A 15753-nucleotide genomic window follows, 5' to 3' on the forward strand; every position below is an offset into this window, starting at 1 on the left:
GGATCAGTGGCGTTCCCATCATGTATCGAAACCTCGTCTTGCCGAGATCGAATAATTGTAAATTGCCGCGTAACTCGTCGATACGAGCAGCGGAAATGCGATGGTCTTGAGTATTTCCGGTGTACCGGTCGCCGCATGGATCGCCACCAGAATGCTGGCTGAGCCGAGACAAGCAATGAGAGGCGGCGCCCAAAATCGTACCGATCCGACGAAGCGCTTTGAAAGCCAGTCGATCACAGATTTCAGGAAAAGCGTCAGGCAGGCGGATATCGCACCCTGCACAAGGCCAGCATAGAGCGGCAATGGCATGGCGTGTCCAAGATTGGCCAAAACCGCCCAGCTGCCCATTGCCAAAAAGGCGAAGAGAACATGGACAACGCCGCTGCGGAGAAGCCGGTGCAGTCCATTCGGCATCACAGCGACCACCCGTAGCGATGGATGGGCGCCGAGAAGACGAGGAAATCCAGCCTGTCGATCAACACGATCACCTTGCGAGCGCTCTAATGCCTGGCATGCGGAGTGCCTATCCGCGGCTCGAACAGTTGCCTAGGATTGGCGGCGAATTGCCTTAAAGCAATACATTAGGATAGATGAAGCCGGCCATGCATCGGCCGGCGGCGCGGCTCGGGTGCAACAGGGTCAGACCCTGTTCTTCATCGCGGCCCGCAATACATCATTGATCCGATCCTGCCAGCCAGGGCCATTTTCCTGGAAAAAGGCCAGCACATCGCTGTCGATCTTCAGCGAAACCAGCTCCTTGGTATTCGGCAACGCCGGCCGCTCGACAGCTTGTTCCAGCTTCTTCTTCGCGGGTTTGAACAGCGCTTCGGCGGCATCCATTGGATTGACAGGTCGGCGGGGCGGATTTGTCATCGTTGTCACTTTCTATTGCCTGTCGGAGCGACATATGAGCGGCATACGTGATGTCGGCTGCTTCGTCGACTATTTATCTTGTTTTACGAAACGGCGATTTAGCCGACCGGCTCGATCGCCAGCGTGCCGGCGGCAGAGACCGGTCGGCGACTTCGCAGAGACGACCGGATCCGTCGGCGATGATAGGCAGCGGTTAGGGTCGAATTCCCGCTCAAAGGGGAAAGCTGATAATCGTTTGTCCTCAACGGCCCAAGATGCCTTTCATGTCGAAAACAGCGGCATTGTCCTGAACCTCGCGCAGCCCCTTGTAGGAGGCATGGCGGAGATTGCCATCATCCGTCCAGCCGCGAAACTCGATTTCAGCGATCAGCGTTGGCTGCACGAAGACGAGGCGTTTGCCCTTCAGGGGAATGACCGGCCGGCTCGTCTTCAATCGGTCGAGCGTCTTCTTCAGCTCTTCAGCATCCCTGGCACTGAAACCTGTCCCGACCGACCCCAGGTAAACCCAGTCGAAGCCTTGTCTGCCGGCCAGCAGCAGACTGCCGATGCCACCACGGGCGGATGCCGACTGCTCATAGCCGACGATCATGAAGCTCTCGCTTTGGACGCATTTTATTTTCAGCCAGTCGCCCGTGCGGCCACTGCGGTAGGGGCGGTCGCGATGCTTGGCAACGATGCCTTCCAGATGACGATGGCAGGCGTGCTCGAGAAGGTCTTCGGCTGGCAGTTCTAGCTCTTCGGAAATGCGGATCGCCTGATCGCCGCCTTCCGGTATCAGGTCTTCAAGCAGGTGCCGGCGTACGTCAAGCTCGGTGCTAGTGAGATCGTGCCCGTCGAGATAGAGAAGGTCGAAGGCGACGAGGATCGACTCGGTTGACACCCGCTTGCCGCCCCGCCCGCCGAGCGATCGCTGCAGGGCGCCAAAATCCGACCGGCCCCGATCATCGAGCACAACCGCTTCGCCATCGAGGATGGCAGTGGTTACCCCAAGCTCTTTTGCTGCCGCGACAATAATGGGGAAACGGTGGGTCCAGTCATGCCCGCCGCGGGTGATCACCCGGACGCCCTTCGGCTCGATGTGGATTGCCAAGCGGTAGCCGTCCCACTTCACCTCGTAGAGCCAGTCCGGCCCCACAGGCACGGTCGGCTTCAGCAGCGCGAGGCAAGGCTCGACGCGCAGCGGCATTGGATCGAACGGCAGACTGGGTTGGTCAGGATCGCGCTTGCGGATCGGACGAGAGTGCAGCTTCGACTGTGACTCGCCAAGCAAGGGCAGTATTGGGCGGCGCGGGTGCTTCATGATCAGGTCTAACACCTCCCCGGGTGCCCTGCTCGGCTTTTTCATCTGCTTCTTCTTCGCGTCGATGGCAACAACGCGACTCAACCAAATCACGCGGCTGATTGTTCCGAGTCGAAACGAATCTCGATTCAAGGACTTAACGCGTCGATGCCTCCCGTATTCCAAGTCCCGAAATCGCTGCCGGATCTGGATTGGCCGAGCAATCGTCGCGTTGGTCGTCCCGGTAAGGCCTCAGTGACATCGAACGCGCTCCGGCCCGGCAATCACCCTCAGCATTCTTCAACGGGCGCTGTACTTCGCGTCGAGATCATCCATGGCCTTGACGTTACCGGCAGAGCGGCCGTTCTCGTCGAAGGTCTGGGCAAGAAACGCATCGGCGATCGACTTTGCCAGCTCGGTTCCGATGACGCGGGCTCCCATGGTGATGATCTGCGCATTGTTGGAAAGTGCTGCACGCTCGGCAGAATAGGTGTCGTGCGTCAGGGCGGCGCGGATACCCGGAACCTTGTTGGCCGAGATGCAGACGCCGATGCCGGTGCCGCAAACGAGGATCGCCTTGTCGTAGGTGCCGTCGATGACGCCTGAGGCGACACGGTCCGAGAGGTTGGCGTAGAAAGGATCGGCACCGGCGCTCGTGCGCGAGACTTCGTACACGTCGAAACGGTCCTTCAGATGGTCGGCCAGAACCTTGGCGAGGCCTTCGCCGGCGCTGTCTCCTGCAATGGCAAGCTTCATTGTCTTTCTCCTCAGAGTTTGGCGGCGCATCTGGCCAGAATGTCGAGGTAGCCTTCGACATTCCAGGCCGAACGGCCGATGAAGAGCCCGTCGATATGCGGGCTCGAGATCAGTTCTTCGCAGTTCTGCGGGTTGACCGACCCGCCATAAAGGCAGGGGATCTTCCGGCCGAGCACAGCTTCGGCAACGGCGATGATTTCAGACTGGCGGGCATCCGCATAATCTGCGCTCGCCGGGATGCCCTTCTCGCCGATCGCCCAGACCGGCTCGTAGGCCAGCAGGATTTCGGCACCCTTTTGGGCGCCCGAAAGTTTCGAAAGCGCGCCGCGCACCTGGGCCGCGAGGATATCGGCGGCCTTTCCGCTTTCGCGGTCGGAAAGCGTCTCGCCAATGCAGATCAGCGGGATGAGACCGTGGCGAACGGCCGCTTCGGTCTTCAGACCCACAGTCTCGTCGGTCTCTCCAAAATGCTCGCGCCGCTCGGAATGGCCGAGCTCGACGAGATCGAGATTGCAGTCCTTCAGCATCACCGGCGAGACTTCGCCGGTCCAGGCGCCCTGGTCGGCCCAATGCATGTTCTGAGCGCCGACCTTCACCGAAGTCTTGGCAAGCATCGCCTTGACCTCGCGCACCGCCGTGAAAGACGGAATGACGAAGCGCTGGATACGCGGGTCGCGCGCGGCATCGGCGGCTTCTAGACCGCGGGCGAAATGCTCGGCTTCAGCAAGCGTCTTGTTCATCTTCCAGCTGGTGCCAATCCAGAAGCGCGGCTTTTCGGTCATGTCGGATCCTGCGTTGATGCAATGGTGAGCGTAATGCCCGCCTTGCCGAATTCCTCCAGGACAGCAGCATCCGGTGCGCTGTCGGTGATAATCGCGTCGAAATCGGCCAGATCTGCCATGACATGCAGGGCGGTGTGGCCGATGCGCTGATGATTGACCAGAAGACAGGTCCTGGTCGATGACGCGATCATCGCCCGCTTGGCGCGCACGACGTTGTCGTCCATGTGATAGGCGAGCCTGCCACTGACGGCAGGCGTTGAAATGAAGGCAATGTCGGCCCTCAGCCGCGACAGTGCCTCCTCGGTGACGACGCCGAGATAGGCGTTGAATTTCGCCGAATAGATGCCGCCAAGTGCGATCAGGGTGATGCCGGTTTCGCCTTTCAGCCGCTCCATGATCGCAGCATTGTTGGTGATCAACGTCAGCGGCCGCTTCTGAAGCAGCATTTCGCCGAGAACGGCCGCCATCGAGCCGTCGTTTACCATCACCGTCATCCCCGGCTCGACCAGCTCCAGCGCGGTCTCAGCCATTGCCAGCTTGGCCTCGTTGCCCTGGCGCTCGCGAATGCGGAAGTCGCTTTCGAACTGCGTTCCGGCATCAATGGTCGCGCCGCCGCGAACCTTGCGCAGGACGCCCGCCTGCTCGAGATCGTCGAGATCGCGATGGATCGTCATTTTTGACACAGTGAAGCGATCGGCAAGGTCGTCGAGATCGACGGTCTTGTTCTCGACGAGCAGGTTGACGATCAACTGCTGCCGCTCTTCCCGCCTCATCCTGCTCTCCACCCTCGTTTGATGTTAAGATAACAGAACATACGTGATAATCAACATTAATCATGTGATTTTGCGATCAGATGTTGTTGCCTTCGATCGCTACTTCAACAATGCCTGCGCCGTTCGCTCATCTGTGATCAACCCGAAAAGACGGCGGCTATTCAGAATTGCCCGGATGGCCGGCACTTTCGACTGTCCGCCCGCCAGCGCCACAAGCCGCTCTTTCTTGGTCTTGGGGAAAGACGCAGAGAGCGTGCGCGCCGTCAGCGCGGTGTCGAGGATGTGGCCGTCGGCGTCGAAAAAATGTCCGAGGATTTCGCCGACGCCGCCTGCCGCGGCAATGTCGTCAATTTCACCGGGTTCAACCATGCCGGACAAAACAAGCTGCGCCTCGGCATCGACAGTTCCCAGGCCGACGAGCTTCAGGTCGGCGTTATTGGCAAGGTCGAAGACCTCCTTGACGGCACGCTGCGCCTTCAGCACTTCACGGTCCTCGCCGGTATTGGCGAAAAAGGGAACCGGCATGACATAGGCATGGGCGCCGGTCTTTTCGGCGATGCGATGCATCACGTCATAGGGATTGGCGCCGTAGTTTCGTGTCAGGCCGCCAAGCAACGAGACGAAACGCAGGTTCTTCGCGCTCACCCTCGGCATATATTGGACGGCGGCGGAAAGCGTGCGGCCATGCCCAAGGCCGATCACCGTATTGTCGCCGCGCTCGATCTCGCGCTTGAGATAGCCGGCGCCGGCATGGCCAAGTGCGCGGAGCGGCAAGCCTTCCTCGCCGAGATCGGGTGCGACCTCGCAATATTGAAGCCCGAAGCGTTCCGAAAGCCGCATTTCCAGCTCGACGCATTCGACAATATCCCCGTCGATGGTAACTTTGACGACGCCATCGGCAACCGCTCTGGCGATCAGGCGATGGGCCTTTACCGACGGCACGCCGAGGCGGCGAGCGACGTCGGACTGCGTCAGGCCACCGGCATAATGAAGCCAGGCAGCACGCACGGCAAGCGTATCATCGGCGTCCGTCATCACGGCTCCTTTTCGAAGGTCATGCGGCGATTCCGCCGTATCGCAGTGCTGCCTTTTAAAGATCTCCGCCTCAGATGTTCAAGTCAGCGACGCCGGTGTCGATGTGCGGCGCCCAGAAGGCGACACTTTCGGCGATCTGCGGGATGACCTGGCGATCGTTCGGTTCGCGTTCCTTGAAGGAGAGTTCCAGGCAGATTTCATTGTCCTTCGCCCCACCTTCGGCCAGCGCCTGCAGCAGAGGTGCCGGCTGTATGCGGCCCTTGGCGTTGAATTCGGCGGTGAAGGGTCGGTGCCCGCCCTTGTCCATCAAGCTCTGTTTGATGTGGATGATCGGCGATACCGGCGGGACGGCCCGCGCCCAGGCATAAGGGTCATAGTCGTCGGGATTGGCGGAGGTGATGTCGCCATGATCGATATCTGCCATCATCCACATCGGGATGGCCATTCCGGCGGATGTCAACCGCTCCTGCAGTGACAGGCAGGCGCCGATCGTCTCGCCGAACTCGCGGCCGATGCTCATCGGCTCCCAGAACATATAGGCGAGGCCTGCGACGCGCGCATGCTCGGCGACATCGGCCCAACAATCGATCGCGATCTTGATCAGTTCCTCGCGTCTGGCCGAATCGTCGAAGTCCTTATAGGTGAAGATCGCAAATTGCGTGCCGACCGAGTGGCCGCCGAGATCGGCGGTGATGTCGGCAAAGGTCTTGAACCATTCGATGTAGTAGCGGCGCACATCGGCATCCGGATGTCCGAAATGGTTGAGGCGCCCATAGGGGCCCGTCATGCCCGAGGTGACCCGTACGCCGGTGCGCTTCAGCGCAGCGCTCATCGTGCGCGTCAGGCGGCGGATCACCGGCGCCTGCCAGCTCGGATTGATGAACTCGTGGGTCAGTTGGAGGTCGCGGATCCGCAAATCATGCGCAACCGTGTCGATGAGATCATCTGGGTCGGCGAAGCGGTTCACCAGCGGATTGGTATTGAGCGAAAGGGTCAGCGGCATGGCGGCATCCTTCAGGCGGCAGCAAGGCGGGTTGACGCAAACCACTCGCCAAAGGCCACGCGCTCCGCTTCGTTCAGATGGAGATAGTGTTTGGTGCGGCGATAGAGGATGTCCTCGGCCGTTTCGGCCCATTCCGTGGCGACGAGATAGCGGGCCTCGGCCTCATAGAGCTGTCCACCGAAATGCCGCCCGAGCCCTTCCATGCCTGTCGCGCCGGCAACCACATTCCTGGCGCGGGCGCCATAGAGACGGCCGTAGTGATGCACGAGCTTGCGCGGCATCCAGGGATAGATATCGCGCAGGCTGTTGGCAAAGCTCTCGTAGTCGGCATTCGGAATTTCGCCGCCCGGCAGCGGCGCTTTCTCCGTCCAGTCGCCTCCCATGTTCGGGAAGATGTGCTTCAGCCGCTGCATGCCGCGCTCGGCGAGTTCGCGGAATGTGGTGATCTTGCCGCCGAAGACGTTGAGCAGCGGAGCGCCGCCGGTCTCGTCGAGATCGAAGACATAGTCGCGGGTAACGGCCGACGGGTTGCCCTTGCCGTCGTCAAACAGCGGGCGCACGCCGGAGAAGCTGTGCAGCACATCGTGGCGACGCAGCTTTTCCTTGAAGTAGCGATTGACCGCCTTGAGCAGATACTCGATCTCCGTCTCGTCGGCGGAAACATCCTCGGCCCGGCCTTCGTAAGCGATATCGGTCGTCCCGATCAGCGCCTTGTCGCCCTCGTAGGGATTGATGAAAATGACGCGTTTGTCGTGGTTCTGCACCAGATAGGCATTGGCACCTGCCCAGAACTTCGGCACGATGATGTGGCTGCCCTTGACGAGGCGGACGTTGCGGCCGGAGTTCGAGCCGGCGACGCGATTGATGATGTCCATCACCCAGGGGCCGGCGCAGTTCACCAGACATTTGGCACGGAAGGTTCGCGTCTCTCCCGTGGAGTTGCTTTTCGTGACCACGGTCCAACCGCCATTCTCGCGACGGGCCGACACGGCCGGCGAGCGGGTCAGCACCAGAGCGCCGTTTTCTGCTGCGCTCAACGCATTCAAGGTCACGAGGCGGGCGTCGTCGACCCAGCAATCGGAATATTCAAAGCCGCGCGTGTATTGATCGAGGATCGGCGTGCCTTCCGGGTCGCGGAGCAGGTTGAGCGTGCGGGTCCCGGGCAGCTTCTTGCGGCCGCCGAGATGATCATAGAGGAAGAGGCCGAGCCGCACGAGCCATGCGGGGCGATCCTCTGGGCTGTGCGGCAGGACGAAGCGCATCGGCCAGATGATATGCGGCGCGGCATTGAGCAGCACTTCACGCTCGATCAACGCCTCACGCACCAGACGGAATTCGTAATATTCGAGGTAACGCAGACCGCCATGCACCAGCTTGCCCGAACGCGACGAAGTTCCCTGTGCCAGGTCGTCCTTTTCGCACAGCACGACCTTCAGGCCGCGGCCCGCAGCATCGCGTGCTATCCCCGCGCCGTTGATGCCGCCGCCGATGACGAAGAGATCCAGGAGTTCGGGTTCGGTCATGTCATGCTCCTTCGATGCCTGCTGCATCAGAATTACGCGCCCACCGGCGACGTCGTTGCGGCTTCGGCAAGCTTGTCCCAGGCGGGCGCCATTGCCTGGCGCACATCGGTATAGGCGGAAAAGAGCCGGTCGAACCGGTGGGCCTCGTTGGCATCCGGTGTCTCCGGATCGCCGAGCAGCGGCGTCACCCAGTCGGCTATGCAATCGTCCATGCTGGAATAGACGCCGACAGCCACCGCGGCCATCATCGCCACGCCGGCCGCCCCCGTCTCCTCGCGGCGCGACTGGCGGATCGGTGCGTTAACGGCGGCCGAGAGTGAACGGCGAAGGGCGAGGGAGCGTGTGGCCCCGCCCGTGAGCCGCAGCTCTTCGGGCATCGTGCCCATCGCGGCGTAGCAGTCGCGGGTGGCAAGCCCCAACCCTTCGACCACGCTGCGCAGCAGATCGGGGAAGCCGTGACGCATCGAAAGCCCGGTGAAGCCCGCGCGCGCATTGGCGTTGACGAAAGGCCCACGTTCGCCCGCTTCGGAAATATAGGGATGGTAAAGCACCGCCCCCGGTCGGCTTTCTGCAAACCAGCCGTCGATGCGCGCAATAAGGTCTGCATGCGAAGCAGGCTTACCTGCCTCGGCCATGAGATAGGCGGCGACCTCAAGGATCCAGTCGATGTTGATCGTGGCGCCCATATTCGTCTGGACCTGAGTGACGATGCCGGGGATGGGAAGGGCGATCACATAGCCGGTACCCTCACGATTGAGCTGAACGTCGGCAACGGACTTGGCGCGCAAGTGCACACCGGTCGAGCCGATCGTCGAGCAGGCGGCGTTGCGAGCGTCGCTGCGCACGCCTGCACCGAGCGCCGTCATCACCATGTCGACATAGCCGAGGCAGACCGGCGTTCCAGCAAGAAGCCCGCAGGCCTTTGCCGCTTCCGATGTCAGCGGGTGGCTGATCTCGCTGCCGTCGATGATTTCGGGCAGGAGCCCGCGCCTGTGGTCAAGGCCGAGCGCATCGATCACCACGGCATCATACTGGCGCGTTCTGAAATTGCCGAAGGTGAAACTCGCCTCCGATGGATCGGTCGCCCGCACGCCCGTGAGGTTGAGATAGAGCCAGTCCTTGCAGTGCAGCGCCGCCTCCGCCCGATCGAGAAGATCCGGCGTGAAGCGGTCCATATGGGCAAGTTGCGCGCCCTGTTGGCAAGTGTTGAGACCGGTGCCTGTCGCTTCGAAGCGGGCACGGTTCTGCGTTCCGCCGGCAAGCGACGTGACCGTCGGCGCGGCGCGCGCGTCGAGCCACAGCCAGGCATCGGCGACCGGCATATTGCCGTGGCCGACGAGCCAGGTGCCGTCGCCCTGTCCGGTGACGGCGATGGCTGCGGTGCACGATGCAAGATCAGCGACTTTTTCGCCTAGGCCCCGCAACGCGCTGGCGCAATCGAGCCAGGTCTGATCCAGCGACTGCGTTGCCGAGCCATTGTCTCCGGTGGTGTATCTGTTGCGAACGGAGGCTGTCGCAATCTGGCGCCCGGACAGATCGAAGGCGACAGCCTTGATGACCGAGGTGCCGGCATCTATGCCAATGATGATCGTCTGGGTCGATGTCATCGCAGGCCTATCTCGCCACCATCGCAAGCACCGCCGCAGGAAATACGCGCATCAAATTCATCTGAAGTCCTCCCGACCCTAAACTCATCTGGGATGATGCATCCGGCTGCCAACGTCGGCCCTTCCACGGGCAACGGCAAGCGCGCCGCCTTTGGCAGATCCCAGATCTGGCGCGCAGCCGAAACCTCCCTAGCTTCACTCGAAAAGATAACATAAAGATACCATAATGCCAGTAAGATTTTTCTAGCGATGTAATTTTTTTCAACTAAAATAGAAGAGCAAGGAGCTTGCTTCCGCGCCGCCGGGCTGTTGGCATGCAGCATCGAAAACGGTAATGCGCGCAATGCCTGATCTGTACAATTATGCATGCAAAACAGAGAGATGTCGCCATAATTCGGTAGAATGACAAGTGTGAAGGCGTGTCATTTTTTGCTGCACCGCAGCGCGATGAACAAGATGTGAGCTCGTGCATTTCAGTCGAGTTGGCGTGAAAGTGCCGTTGACAGTTTATAAAATATATAACATCATTTACGGCATAAGTAACATACTTCTATCACGGAAGTGCGCTTCCTGATGGAGAATTTGCAGGCCCAGGCGGTTGGAGGAGACATCTGCCGGTCTTGTTGAGGAGGCTTCCAATGCGAATTTTCGTCCAGAGTTGCGCTCTTGCGGGTGGCCCGCCGGTTTCTGTTCCGGTGCGACGCAGTGCTTCAGCGCGCCTGCGATCATCATCATCGCGCTAGCCCCTCCATCTCGCTATTCCAAGCCAAAGGCCGTCCGACATGAGTACCTCGCCCGATCATGCAGCATCAAAGCCGAGCAGCGGCAATCGCGGGCTCCTTGTCAGCGCGGCGTTGGCGGTCATCGTCGTTGCAGCGATCGCGTTCGATACGACGGTCGTCAAGATCGGTTCCGAAAACGATGTCCGCCAGCAGGCGTTCTCTCCGGAAACCTTCGGCGCTGAGCAGTTCCCGAAAATCAAGGCAAATGTCGAGGAGCGGGCCGCTGCGGCCGCCGATCTCGCGGCCGCCATTGCCGCCGACAAGAAGGCGGCGGCCGAGAAATACGGCACTGCGACGAGCACCGGACCGGTCATTCCCGTCACGCTGACCGGCGTTTTCGGCGCCCGCAAGTCGAACACCAACGAAATGAAGATCGATGGGTTGCCTCCCGAGACGGTGGTCCGTGTCCAGACCGGCCCTGCGGTCAACGGCACGGACCTCCGCGACGCAACCGGCACCATCGAATTCGGCCAGTTTACCAACCAGATCCAGTATCAGGATGCCGGATCGGCCATCAATAACGAGATGAAGAAGGCGGTTTTTGCGGGCCTGGATCCTGACGCCCTGGACGGAAAGCAGGCGACCGTCGTCGGCGTCTTCAAGCTCATCAACCCGAAGAACTGGCTCGTCACGCCGGTGAAGGTCGAGCTCAAATGAGCCAGCCGCAACGTAGCAACGGGGCGAAAGGCGAGGTCGTCCTCGCAGCGCGCAACATCGCAAAATCCTACGGCAGCGTTCACGCCCTCAAGGGAGTGAACTTCGACATTCATCGCGGCCAGGTCACAACGCTGTTCGGAGAGAACGGCGCGGGCAAGTCGACCTTGATGAAGATCCTTTCGGGTGTCGCGCAGCCAAGCTCCGGCGAGATCATTCTCGACGGCTCGCCGATCAGCTTTAGCTCGTCGACCCATGCGCGCGAGTGCGGGATCTCCATCATCCATCAGGAGCTCAGCCTCGCCCCCAATCTCAGTGTCCGTGACAATATTTTCATGGGCCGGGAGATCATCAAGGGTGGTGTCGTCGACTTCGCTGAAGAGGAGCGTCAGACCCGGGCGCTCATGGAAGAGCTCGAGGAAGACATCGATCCGCAGACGCGCGTCGAGGATCTTCGCCTCGGCCAGCAGCAGATCGTCGAAATTGCGCGGGCACTCTCCATCAATTCGCGCATCCTGATCATGGACGAGCCGACCTCGGCGCTGAGCGCGACGGAAGTGGAAGTGCTCTTCAAAGTCATCCACGACCTGACGAGCCGCGGCGTGTCGATCGTCTACATCTCGCATCATCTGGAAGAGGCGCTACAGATCACCAATCACGCCGTCGTTCTGCGCGACGGAAACATGACCGCCTATGCCGAGCGCAAGGATATCGATCTCGAATGGATCGTCCGCAACATGGTCGGCGAGAATTTCGACCTTGGCAGCCCGCCGCAAGGTCACCCGTTCGGAAACGTCTCGCTTTCCATCGAAAACCTCAGTGTCCCCGGCCCCTCCGGCGCTGCCTATAATGCGGTCGATCGTCTGTCTCTCAAGGTGCGTGCCGGTGAGATCGTCTGCATCTACGGGCTGATGGGCGCCGGGCGCACGGAACTGCTCGAATGCATTGCCGGACGTCTGCGCGCAAGTGGCGGACAGGTTCTGCTCGAAGGACAGGACGTCAGTGGGCTCAGCATCGCCGGGCGCATTGCCAGCGGTCTCGTGCTTGTGCCGGAAGATCGCCAGCGCGACGGCCTCGTCCAGACGATGACGGTCGGCTCCAATCTGTCGCTTGCGAGTATCCGCGCCTTCACCAAAGGGCTTTTCACCTCCGGCCATCGGGAGCGCGATCTCGTCAATGACGCGATCCGGCGGGTGCATGTGAAAACCGATGGCGGTGCAGCTTCGATCGGCTCGCTCTCCGGCGGCAACCAGCAGAAGGTCGTCATCGGCAAGATGCTGGCAACCCAGCCAAAGGTCATCCTGCTCGATGAGCCAAGCCGCGGCATCGACATCGGCGCCAAGGCGGAAGTTTTCAAGTTGCTCGCGGAGCGCGCCAAGCAGGGATTGGCGGTCATCTATTCGACGTCCGAAGTCAATGAATGCCTGAGTATCGCGCACCGCATCATCGTCATGCATCGCGGCAGGATATCGGCCGAGTTCGGCTCGGATGTCACCAAGGAAAAGATCATGGCCGCCTCCGGCGAAGCCGTGGTCGCGCACTAGCCTGGATTATGGAGCACTGATTATGTCAGTCACGAACGTCACCGAAAAGAAATCAGTTTCCAGCGGGCAGAAGCGCAATACCAATATCGTGCGTCTCATCCTGGAAGGCCGGGCCTTCTTCGCGCTGATCGTCATCATCGCGGTCTTTTCGTTCCTGTCGCCCTATTACTTCACGCTGAACAACTTCCTGATCATGGCGTCGCATGTCGCGATCTTCGGCATTCTGGCGATCGGCATGCTGCTCGTCATCCTGAATGGCGGCATCGATCTGTCGGTCGGCTCGACACTCGGGCTTGCAGGCTGCATCGCCGGTTTCCTGATGCAGGGGGTCACGCTCACCTATCTCGGCGTCATCCTCTATCCGCCGGTCTGGGCCGTCGTCGTCATCACATGTGCGCTCGGTGCGCTGGTCGGTGCGGTCAACGGCGTGCTGATCGCTTATCTCAAGGTGCCGGCCTTCGTCGCCTCGCTGGGCGTGCTCTACGTGGCCCGCGGTATCGCGCTCCTGATGACCAACGGCCTGACCTACAACAATCTCGGCGGCCGTCCGGAACTCGGCAATACCGGCTTCGACTGGCTGGGCTTCAACCGGCTCGCAGGCATTCCGATCGGGGTCATCGTGCTTGCGGTTCTCGCCATCGTTTGCGGCATCGTGCTGAGCCGCACTGCCTTCGGCCGCTGGCTCTACGCCTCAGGTGGTAACGAGCGTGCCGCCGACCTCTCCGGCGTCCCGGTCAAGCGCGTGAAGATCATCGTCTATGTGCTTTCGGGCGTCTGTGCAGCGATCGCCGGCCTGGTCCTCTCCTCGCAGCTGACCTCCGCCGGTCCGACGGCAGGCACAACCTACGAACTGACGGCGATCGCAGCCGTGGTCATCGGCGGCGCGGCGCTGACCGGCGGCCGCGGTACGGTTCGCGGCACCATGCTCGGCGCCTTCGTTATCGGCTTCCTTTCGGACGGCCTCGTGATCATCGGCGTCTCGGCCTACTGGCAGACGGTATTCACCGGCGCGGTGATCGTTCTCGCCGTCCTCATGAACAGCATCCAATACGGCCGCCGGGTCAAATCGTCCTGACGGCTGAGACCGAAACTTATCCACGACGGCAGGCTGGAGTCCACGAAGCCGATTGGGGAAAGCACTGCCGGATCCCCGGCAATAACTGAACTCACAAATGGGAGAGAGACTATGTTTAAGAAAGGCATGCGCATACTTCTGGCCGCCGCGGCAGTAGCACCGCTTCTTGCAAGCTCCGCTTGGGCAGCGGGCATGATGACGATCATCGTCAACGATCCGTCGAATCCCTATTGGCTGACGGAAGGCAATGTCGCCAAGGCAACCGCCGAAAAGCTGGGCTACACGGCCTCGGTCAACGCCCACAAGGGTGACACCAATACCGAAAGCAACCTGATCGATACTGCGATCACCAACAAGTCGGTGGCGATCATCCTCGACCCGGCAAACGCCGACGGTTCCGTCGGTGCGGTCAAGAAGGCCGTTGCTGCCGGCATCCCGGTCATCCTCGTCAACGCCGAGATCAACCAGGAAGGCCTAGCCAAGGCGCAGCTTGTTTCCAACAACGCACAGGGTGCCGCCCTCGGCGCGCAGCAATGGGTCGAAGCGATCGGCGATAAGGGCAACTATGCCGAACTCTTCGGCGCGCCGTCCGACAACAACGCGGCAACGCGTTCGAATGGCTACGAGACTGTCCTTTCGCAGTATCCGGATCTGAAGAAGGTCGCCAAGGAAGTTGCCAACTGGGACCGCACCCAGGGCCACAACAAGATGCAGTCCATGCTGCAGGCCAACCCGGATATCGTCGGCGTCATCTCGGGCAATGACGAAATGGCTCTCGGTGCGATTGCCGCACTCAAGGAAGCCGGCAAGCTCGCCAATGTGAAGGTCGGCGGCTTCGACGGTTCGCCGGATGCCGTTGCTGCCATCAAGGCGGGCGAACTCCAATACACCGTCCTCCAACCGGTTGCCGTCTTCTCCGAAGAAGCCGTCAAGCAGGCAGACAACCTGATCAAGACGGGTAACACGGGTGCCAAGAGCGAGAAGCAGCTCTTCGATTGCCTGTTGATCACCAAGGACAACATCGACAAGTACACCGGCCCGTTCGTCCTGGCGCAGTAAACGGTAAAGGGCGCTCGCAAGAGCGCCCTCATTTTCATGCTGGAAGCGATGGCCGCGGTCCAACCGCCGGTTGCGTTTCGCCTTTTTGCCTTGGCGCGGCAATCACTGTACGAAGCTGGGATCCATAATTCAGCGACAGGGGTGACCCGTGACACAGAAGACCAGCCGGGACGACGATCTGTTGGACCAGCTCACCAGCGACAGCCGGCAGACGCGCCAGATCGCGCGCCGCCGCATGATTGCAGAGGCCGTGATGGGTGAAGGCTCGATGCGGATTGAAGACCTGACCGACCGCTTTGGGATCAGCCTGATGACGGCTCACCGCGATGTCGATGAACTCGTAAGCCGCGGCCTCTTCAGGAAGACGCGCGGCATTGTCACTGCGGCGGCGACCAATCTCATCGAGTCCAGCGACGTCTATCGCTCGAACCGCCAGTCGGTGGAAAAGAAGCTGATCGCCGAGGCGGCAATGCAATTCGTCGAACCGGGACAGGCGATCTTTTTCGATGACTCGACCACGGTACTTCAGATGGCGGCGCATCTGCCTTCGAAGGTGCCGGTCACCGCAATTACCAATTCCCTGACGTTGATGAATGCGCTGACGGGCCTGCACGACGTGACGCTGCTCGCCCTCGGCGGCCAATATTACAATTGGTGCAATGCCTTCATGGGTCGCATCACCATCAATGAGATCAAGGCACTCAGGGCAGATGTCGCGTTCATCTCGATGTCGGCGATCAGCGATGGCACGGTGCTGCACCAGTCCCCTGAAACAGTCGATACCAAGCGCGCCATGTTCGACTGTTCCGTAAAACGCATCCTGCTTGCCGATCATACCAAGTTCGAACGGCGTGCACTCCACAGTTTCGCAGCACTGGATGAGTTCGACGTCGTTATCGTCGACGACAAGACCCAGCCCGTGCACATCGACCGCATGCGGTCCAGAGATATCAACGTGGTCATTGCCAAGGGCGCCGGAGGGCGCTCCTGACGGCACGGGCCGGTTGT

Annotated in this window: 17 protein-coding genes; 5 read left to right on the forward strand and 12 right to left on the reverse strand. The window is 60.8% G+C overall.

Going from position 1 to position 15753, the window contains the following annotated elements; all coding sequences use genetic code 11:
- Window positions 1–18: 18 nt before the first annotated feature.
- The 12 genes from U5G49_RS28005 to U5G49_RS28060 form a co-directional block, all read right to left on the reverse strand.
- Entirely contained in the window at window positions 19–414 is a 396-nt protein-coding gene (locus U5G49_RS28005) for a hypothetical protein (RefSeq protein WP_193444456.1), read from the reverse strand.
- Between the two features lie 225 nt (window positions 415–639).
- Window positions 640–873: a BrnA antitoxin family protein gene (locus tag U5G49_RS28010; RefSeq protein ID WP_018245667.1), complete on the reverse strand. Its 234-nt coding sequence runs from the start codon at window positions 871–873 to the stop codon at window positions 640–642.
- A 241-nt stretch (window positions 874–1114) separates the two neighbouring features.
- Window positions 1115–2173, reverse strand: coding sequence for a non-homologous end-joining DNA ligase (gene ligD / locus U5G49_RS28015; RefSeq protein ID WP_193444500.1), 1059 nt, complete (start codon window positions 2171–2173; stop codon window positions 1115–1117).
- 279 nt (window positions 2174–2452) lie between these two features.
- Window positions 2453–2908, reverse strand: a complete 456-nt coding sequence (derI, locus tag U5G49_RS28020) for a D-erythrulose-4-phosphate isomerase (protein ID WP_003562478.1) — start codon at window positions 2906–2908, stop codon at window positions 2453–2455.
- A gap of 11 nt (window positions 2909–2919) precedes the next feature.
- On the reverse strand, window positions 2920–3690 hold the full coding sequence (locus U5G49_RS28025; protein ID WP_193444455.1) for a triose-phosphate isomerase: 771 nt from the start codon (window positions 3688–3690) through the stop codon (window positions 2920–2922).
- Window positions 3687–4463 carry a DeoR/GlpR family DNA-binding transcription regulator gene (locus U5G49_RS28030; protein WP_193444454.1) on the reverse strand — a complete coding sequence of 259 codons (777 nt, stop codon included), beginning with the start codon at window positions 4461–4463 and terminating at the stop codon, window positions 3687–3689. Before U5G49_RS28030 ends, U5G49_RS28025 begins: the two co-directional genes overlap by 4 nt.
- 99 nt (window positions 4464–4562) lie before the next feature.
- On the reverse strand, window positions 4563–5498 hold the full coding sequence (locus U5G49_RS28035; protein ID WP_027686361.1) for a sugar-binding transcriptional regulator: 936 nt from the start codon (window positions 5496–5498) through the stop codon (window positions 4563–4565).
- A gap of 70 nt (window positions 5499–5568) precedes the next feature.
- The gene (locus U5G49_RS28040; RefSeq protein ID WP_193444453.1) at window positions 5569–6501 is read right to left on the reverse strand and encodes a sugar phosphate isomerase/epimerase family protein; all 933 of its coding nucleotides are present in this window, start codon (window positions 6499–6501) and stop codon (window positions 5569–5571) included.
- Between the two features lie 11 nt (window positions 6502–6512).
- Window positions 6513–8024, reverse strand: a complete 1512-nt coding sequence (locus tag U5G49_RS28045) for a glycerol-3-phosphate dehydrogenase (protein WP_026188698.1) — start codon at window positions 8022–8024, stop codon at window positions 6513–6515.
- Window positions 8025–8056: 32 nt separating this feature from the next.
- Window positions 8057–9631 carry an FGGY-family carbohydrate kinase gene (locus tag U5G49_RS28050; protein WP_246288958.1) on the reverse strand — a complete coding sequence of 525 codons (1575 nt, stop codon included), beginning with the start codon at window positions 9629–9631 and terminating at the stop codon, window positions 8057–8059.
- Window positions 9628–9975: a hypothetical protein gene (locus tag U5G49_RS28055; protein WP_196251408.1), complete on the reverse strand. Its 348-nt coding sequence runs from the start codon at window positions 9973–9975 to the stop codon at window positions 9628–9630. Before U5G49_RS28055 ends, U5G49_RS28050 begins: the two co-directional genes overlap by 4 nt.
- A gap of 184 nt (window positions 9976–10159) precedes the next feature.
- Entirely contained in the window at window positions 10160–10366 is a 207-nt protein-coding gene (locus tag U5G49_RS28060) for a hypothetical protein (RefSeq protein ID WP_080764035.1), read from the reverse strand.
- Between the two features lie 47 nt (window positions 10367–10413).
- Between U5G49_RS28060 and U5G49_RS28065 the strand changes: the two genes are divergently transcribed.
- The 5 genes from U5G49_RS28065 (at window position 10414) to U5G49_RS28085 (ending at window position 15736) form a co-directional block, all read left to right on the forward strand.
- Window positions 10414–11070 carry a DUF2291 domain-containing protein gene (locus tag U5G49_RS28065; RefSeq protein ID WP_018444792.1) on the forward strand — a complete coding sequence of 219 codons (657 nt, stop codon included), beginning with the start codon at window positions 10414–10416 and terminating at the stop codon, window positions 11068–11070.
- The gene (locus U5G49_RS28070) at window positions 11067–12611 is read left to right on the forward strand and encodes a sugar ABC transporter ATP-binding protein (protein WP_130718956.1); all 1545 of its coding nucleotides are present in this window, start codon (window positions 11067–11069) and stop codon (window positions 12609–12611) included. The genes U5G49_RS28065 and U5G49_RS28070 overlap by 4 nt, the downstream gene beginning before the upstream one ends.
- Window positions 12612–12633: 22 nt before the next feature.
- A complete protein-coding gene (locus U5G49_RS28075; protein ID WP_018245678.1) occupies window positions 12634–13686 on the forward strand; it encodes an ABC transporter permease in 1053 nt (350 codons plus the stop codon).
- 111 nt (window positions 13687–13797) lie between these two features.
- A complete protein-coding gene (locus U5G49_RS28080) occupies window positions 13798–14745 on the forward strand; it encodes a D-ribose ABC transporter substrate-binding protein (protein ID WP_003550839.1) in 948 nt (315 codons plus the stop codon).
- Window positions 14746–14893: 148 nt separating this feature from the next.
- Window positions 14894–15736, forward strand: coding sequence for a DeoR/GlpR family DNA-binding transcription regulator (locus tag U5G49_RS28085; RefSeq protein ID WP_018444795.1), 843 nt, complete (start codon window positions 14894–14896; stop codon window positions 15734–15736).
- The last annotated feature ends 17 nt before the right edge of the window (window positions 15737–15753 follow it).

The sequence above is a fragment of the Rhizobium indigoferae genome (genome assembly GCF_034554815.1).
Lineage (GTDB): Bacteria > Pseudomonadota > Alphaproteobacteria > Rhizobiales > Rhizobiaceae > Rhizobium > Rhizobium leguminosarum.

Excerpts from the sequence above, each read along its gene's own strand:
- U5G49_RS28005 (WP_193444456.1), bottom strand. The coding sequence starts at position 414 with ATGCCGAATGGACTGCACCGGCTTCTCCGCAGCGGCGTTGTCCATGTT.
- U5G49_RS28010 (WP_018245667.1), bottom strand. The coding sequence starts at position 873 with ATGACAAATCCGCCCCGCCGACCTGTCAATCCAATGGATGCCGCCGAA.
- ligD (WP_193444500.1), bottom strand. The coding sequence starts at position 2,173 with ATGAAGCACCCGCGCCGCCCAATACTGCCCTTGCTTGGCGAGTCACAG.
- derI (WP_003562478.1), bottom strand. The coding sequence starts at position 2,908 with ATGAAGCTTGCCATTGCAGGAGACAGCGCCGGCGAAGGCCTCGCCAAG.
- U5G49_RS28025 (WP_193444455.1), bottom strand. The coding sequence starts at position 3,690 with ATGACCGAAAAGCCGCGCTTCTGGATTGGCACCAGCTGGAAGATGAAC.
- U5G49_RS28030 (WP_193444454.1), bottom strand. The coding sequence starts at position 4,463 with ATGAGGCGGGAAGAGCGGCAGCAGTTGATCGTCAACCTGCTCGTCGAG.
- U5G49_RS28035 (WP_027686361.1), bottom strand. The coding sequence starts at position 5,498 with ATGACGGACGCCGATGATACGCTTGCCGTGCGTGCTGCCTGGCTTCAT.
- U5G49_RS28040 (WP_193444453.1), bottom strand. The coding sequence starts at position 6,501 with ATGCCGCTGACCCTTTCGCTCAATACCAATCCGCTGGTGAACCGCTTC.
- U5G49_RS28045 (WP_026188698.1), bottom strand. The coding sequence starts at position 8,024 with ATGACCGAACCCGAACTCCTGGATCTCTTCGTCATCGGCGGCGGCATC.
- U5G49_RS28050 (WP_246288958.1), bottom strand. The coding sequence starts at position 9,631 with ATGACATCGACCCAGACGATCATCATTGGCATAGATGCCGGCACCTCG.
- U5G49_RS28060 (WP_080764035.1), bottom strand. The coding sequence starts at position 10,366 with ATGATGATGATCGCAGGCGCGCTGAAGCACTGCGTCGCACCGGAACAG.
- U5G49_RS28065 (WP_018444792.1), top strand. The coding sequence starts at position 10,414 with ATGAGTACCTCGCCCGATCATGCAGCATCAAAGCCGAGCAGCGGCAAT.
- U5G49_RS28070 (WP_130718956.1), top strand. The coding sequence starts at position 11,067 with ATGAGCCAGCCGCAACGTAGCAACGGGGCGAAAGGCGAGGTCGTCCTC.
- U5G49_RS28075 (WP_018245678.1), top strand. The coding sequence starts at position 12,634 with ATGTCAGTCACGAACGTCACCGAAAAGAAATCAGTTTCCAGCGGGCAG.
- U5G49_RS28080 (WP_003550839.1), top strand. The coding sequence starts at position 13,798 with ATGTTTAAGAAAGGCATGCGCATACTTCTGGCCGCCGCGGCAGTAGCA.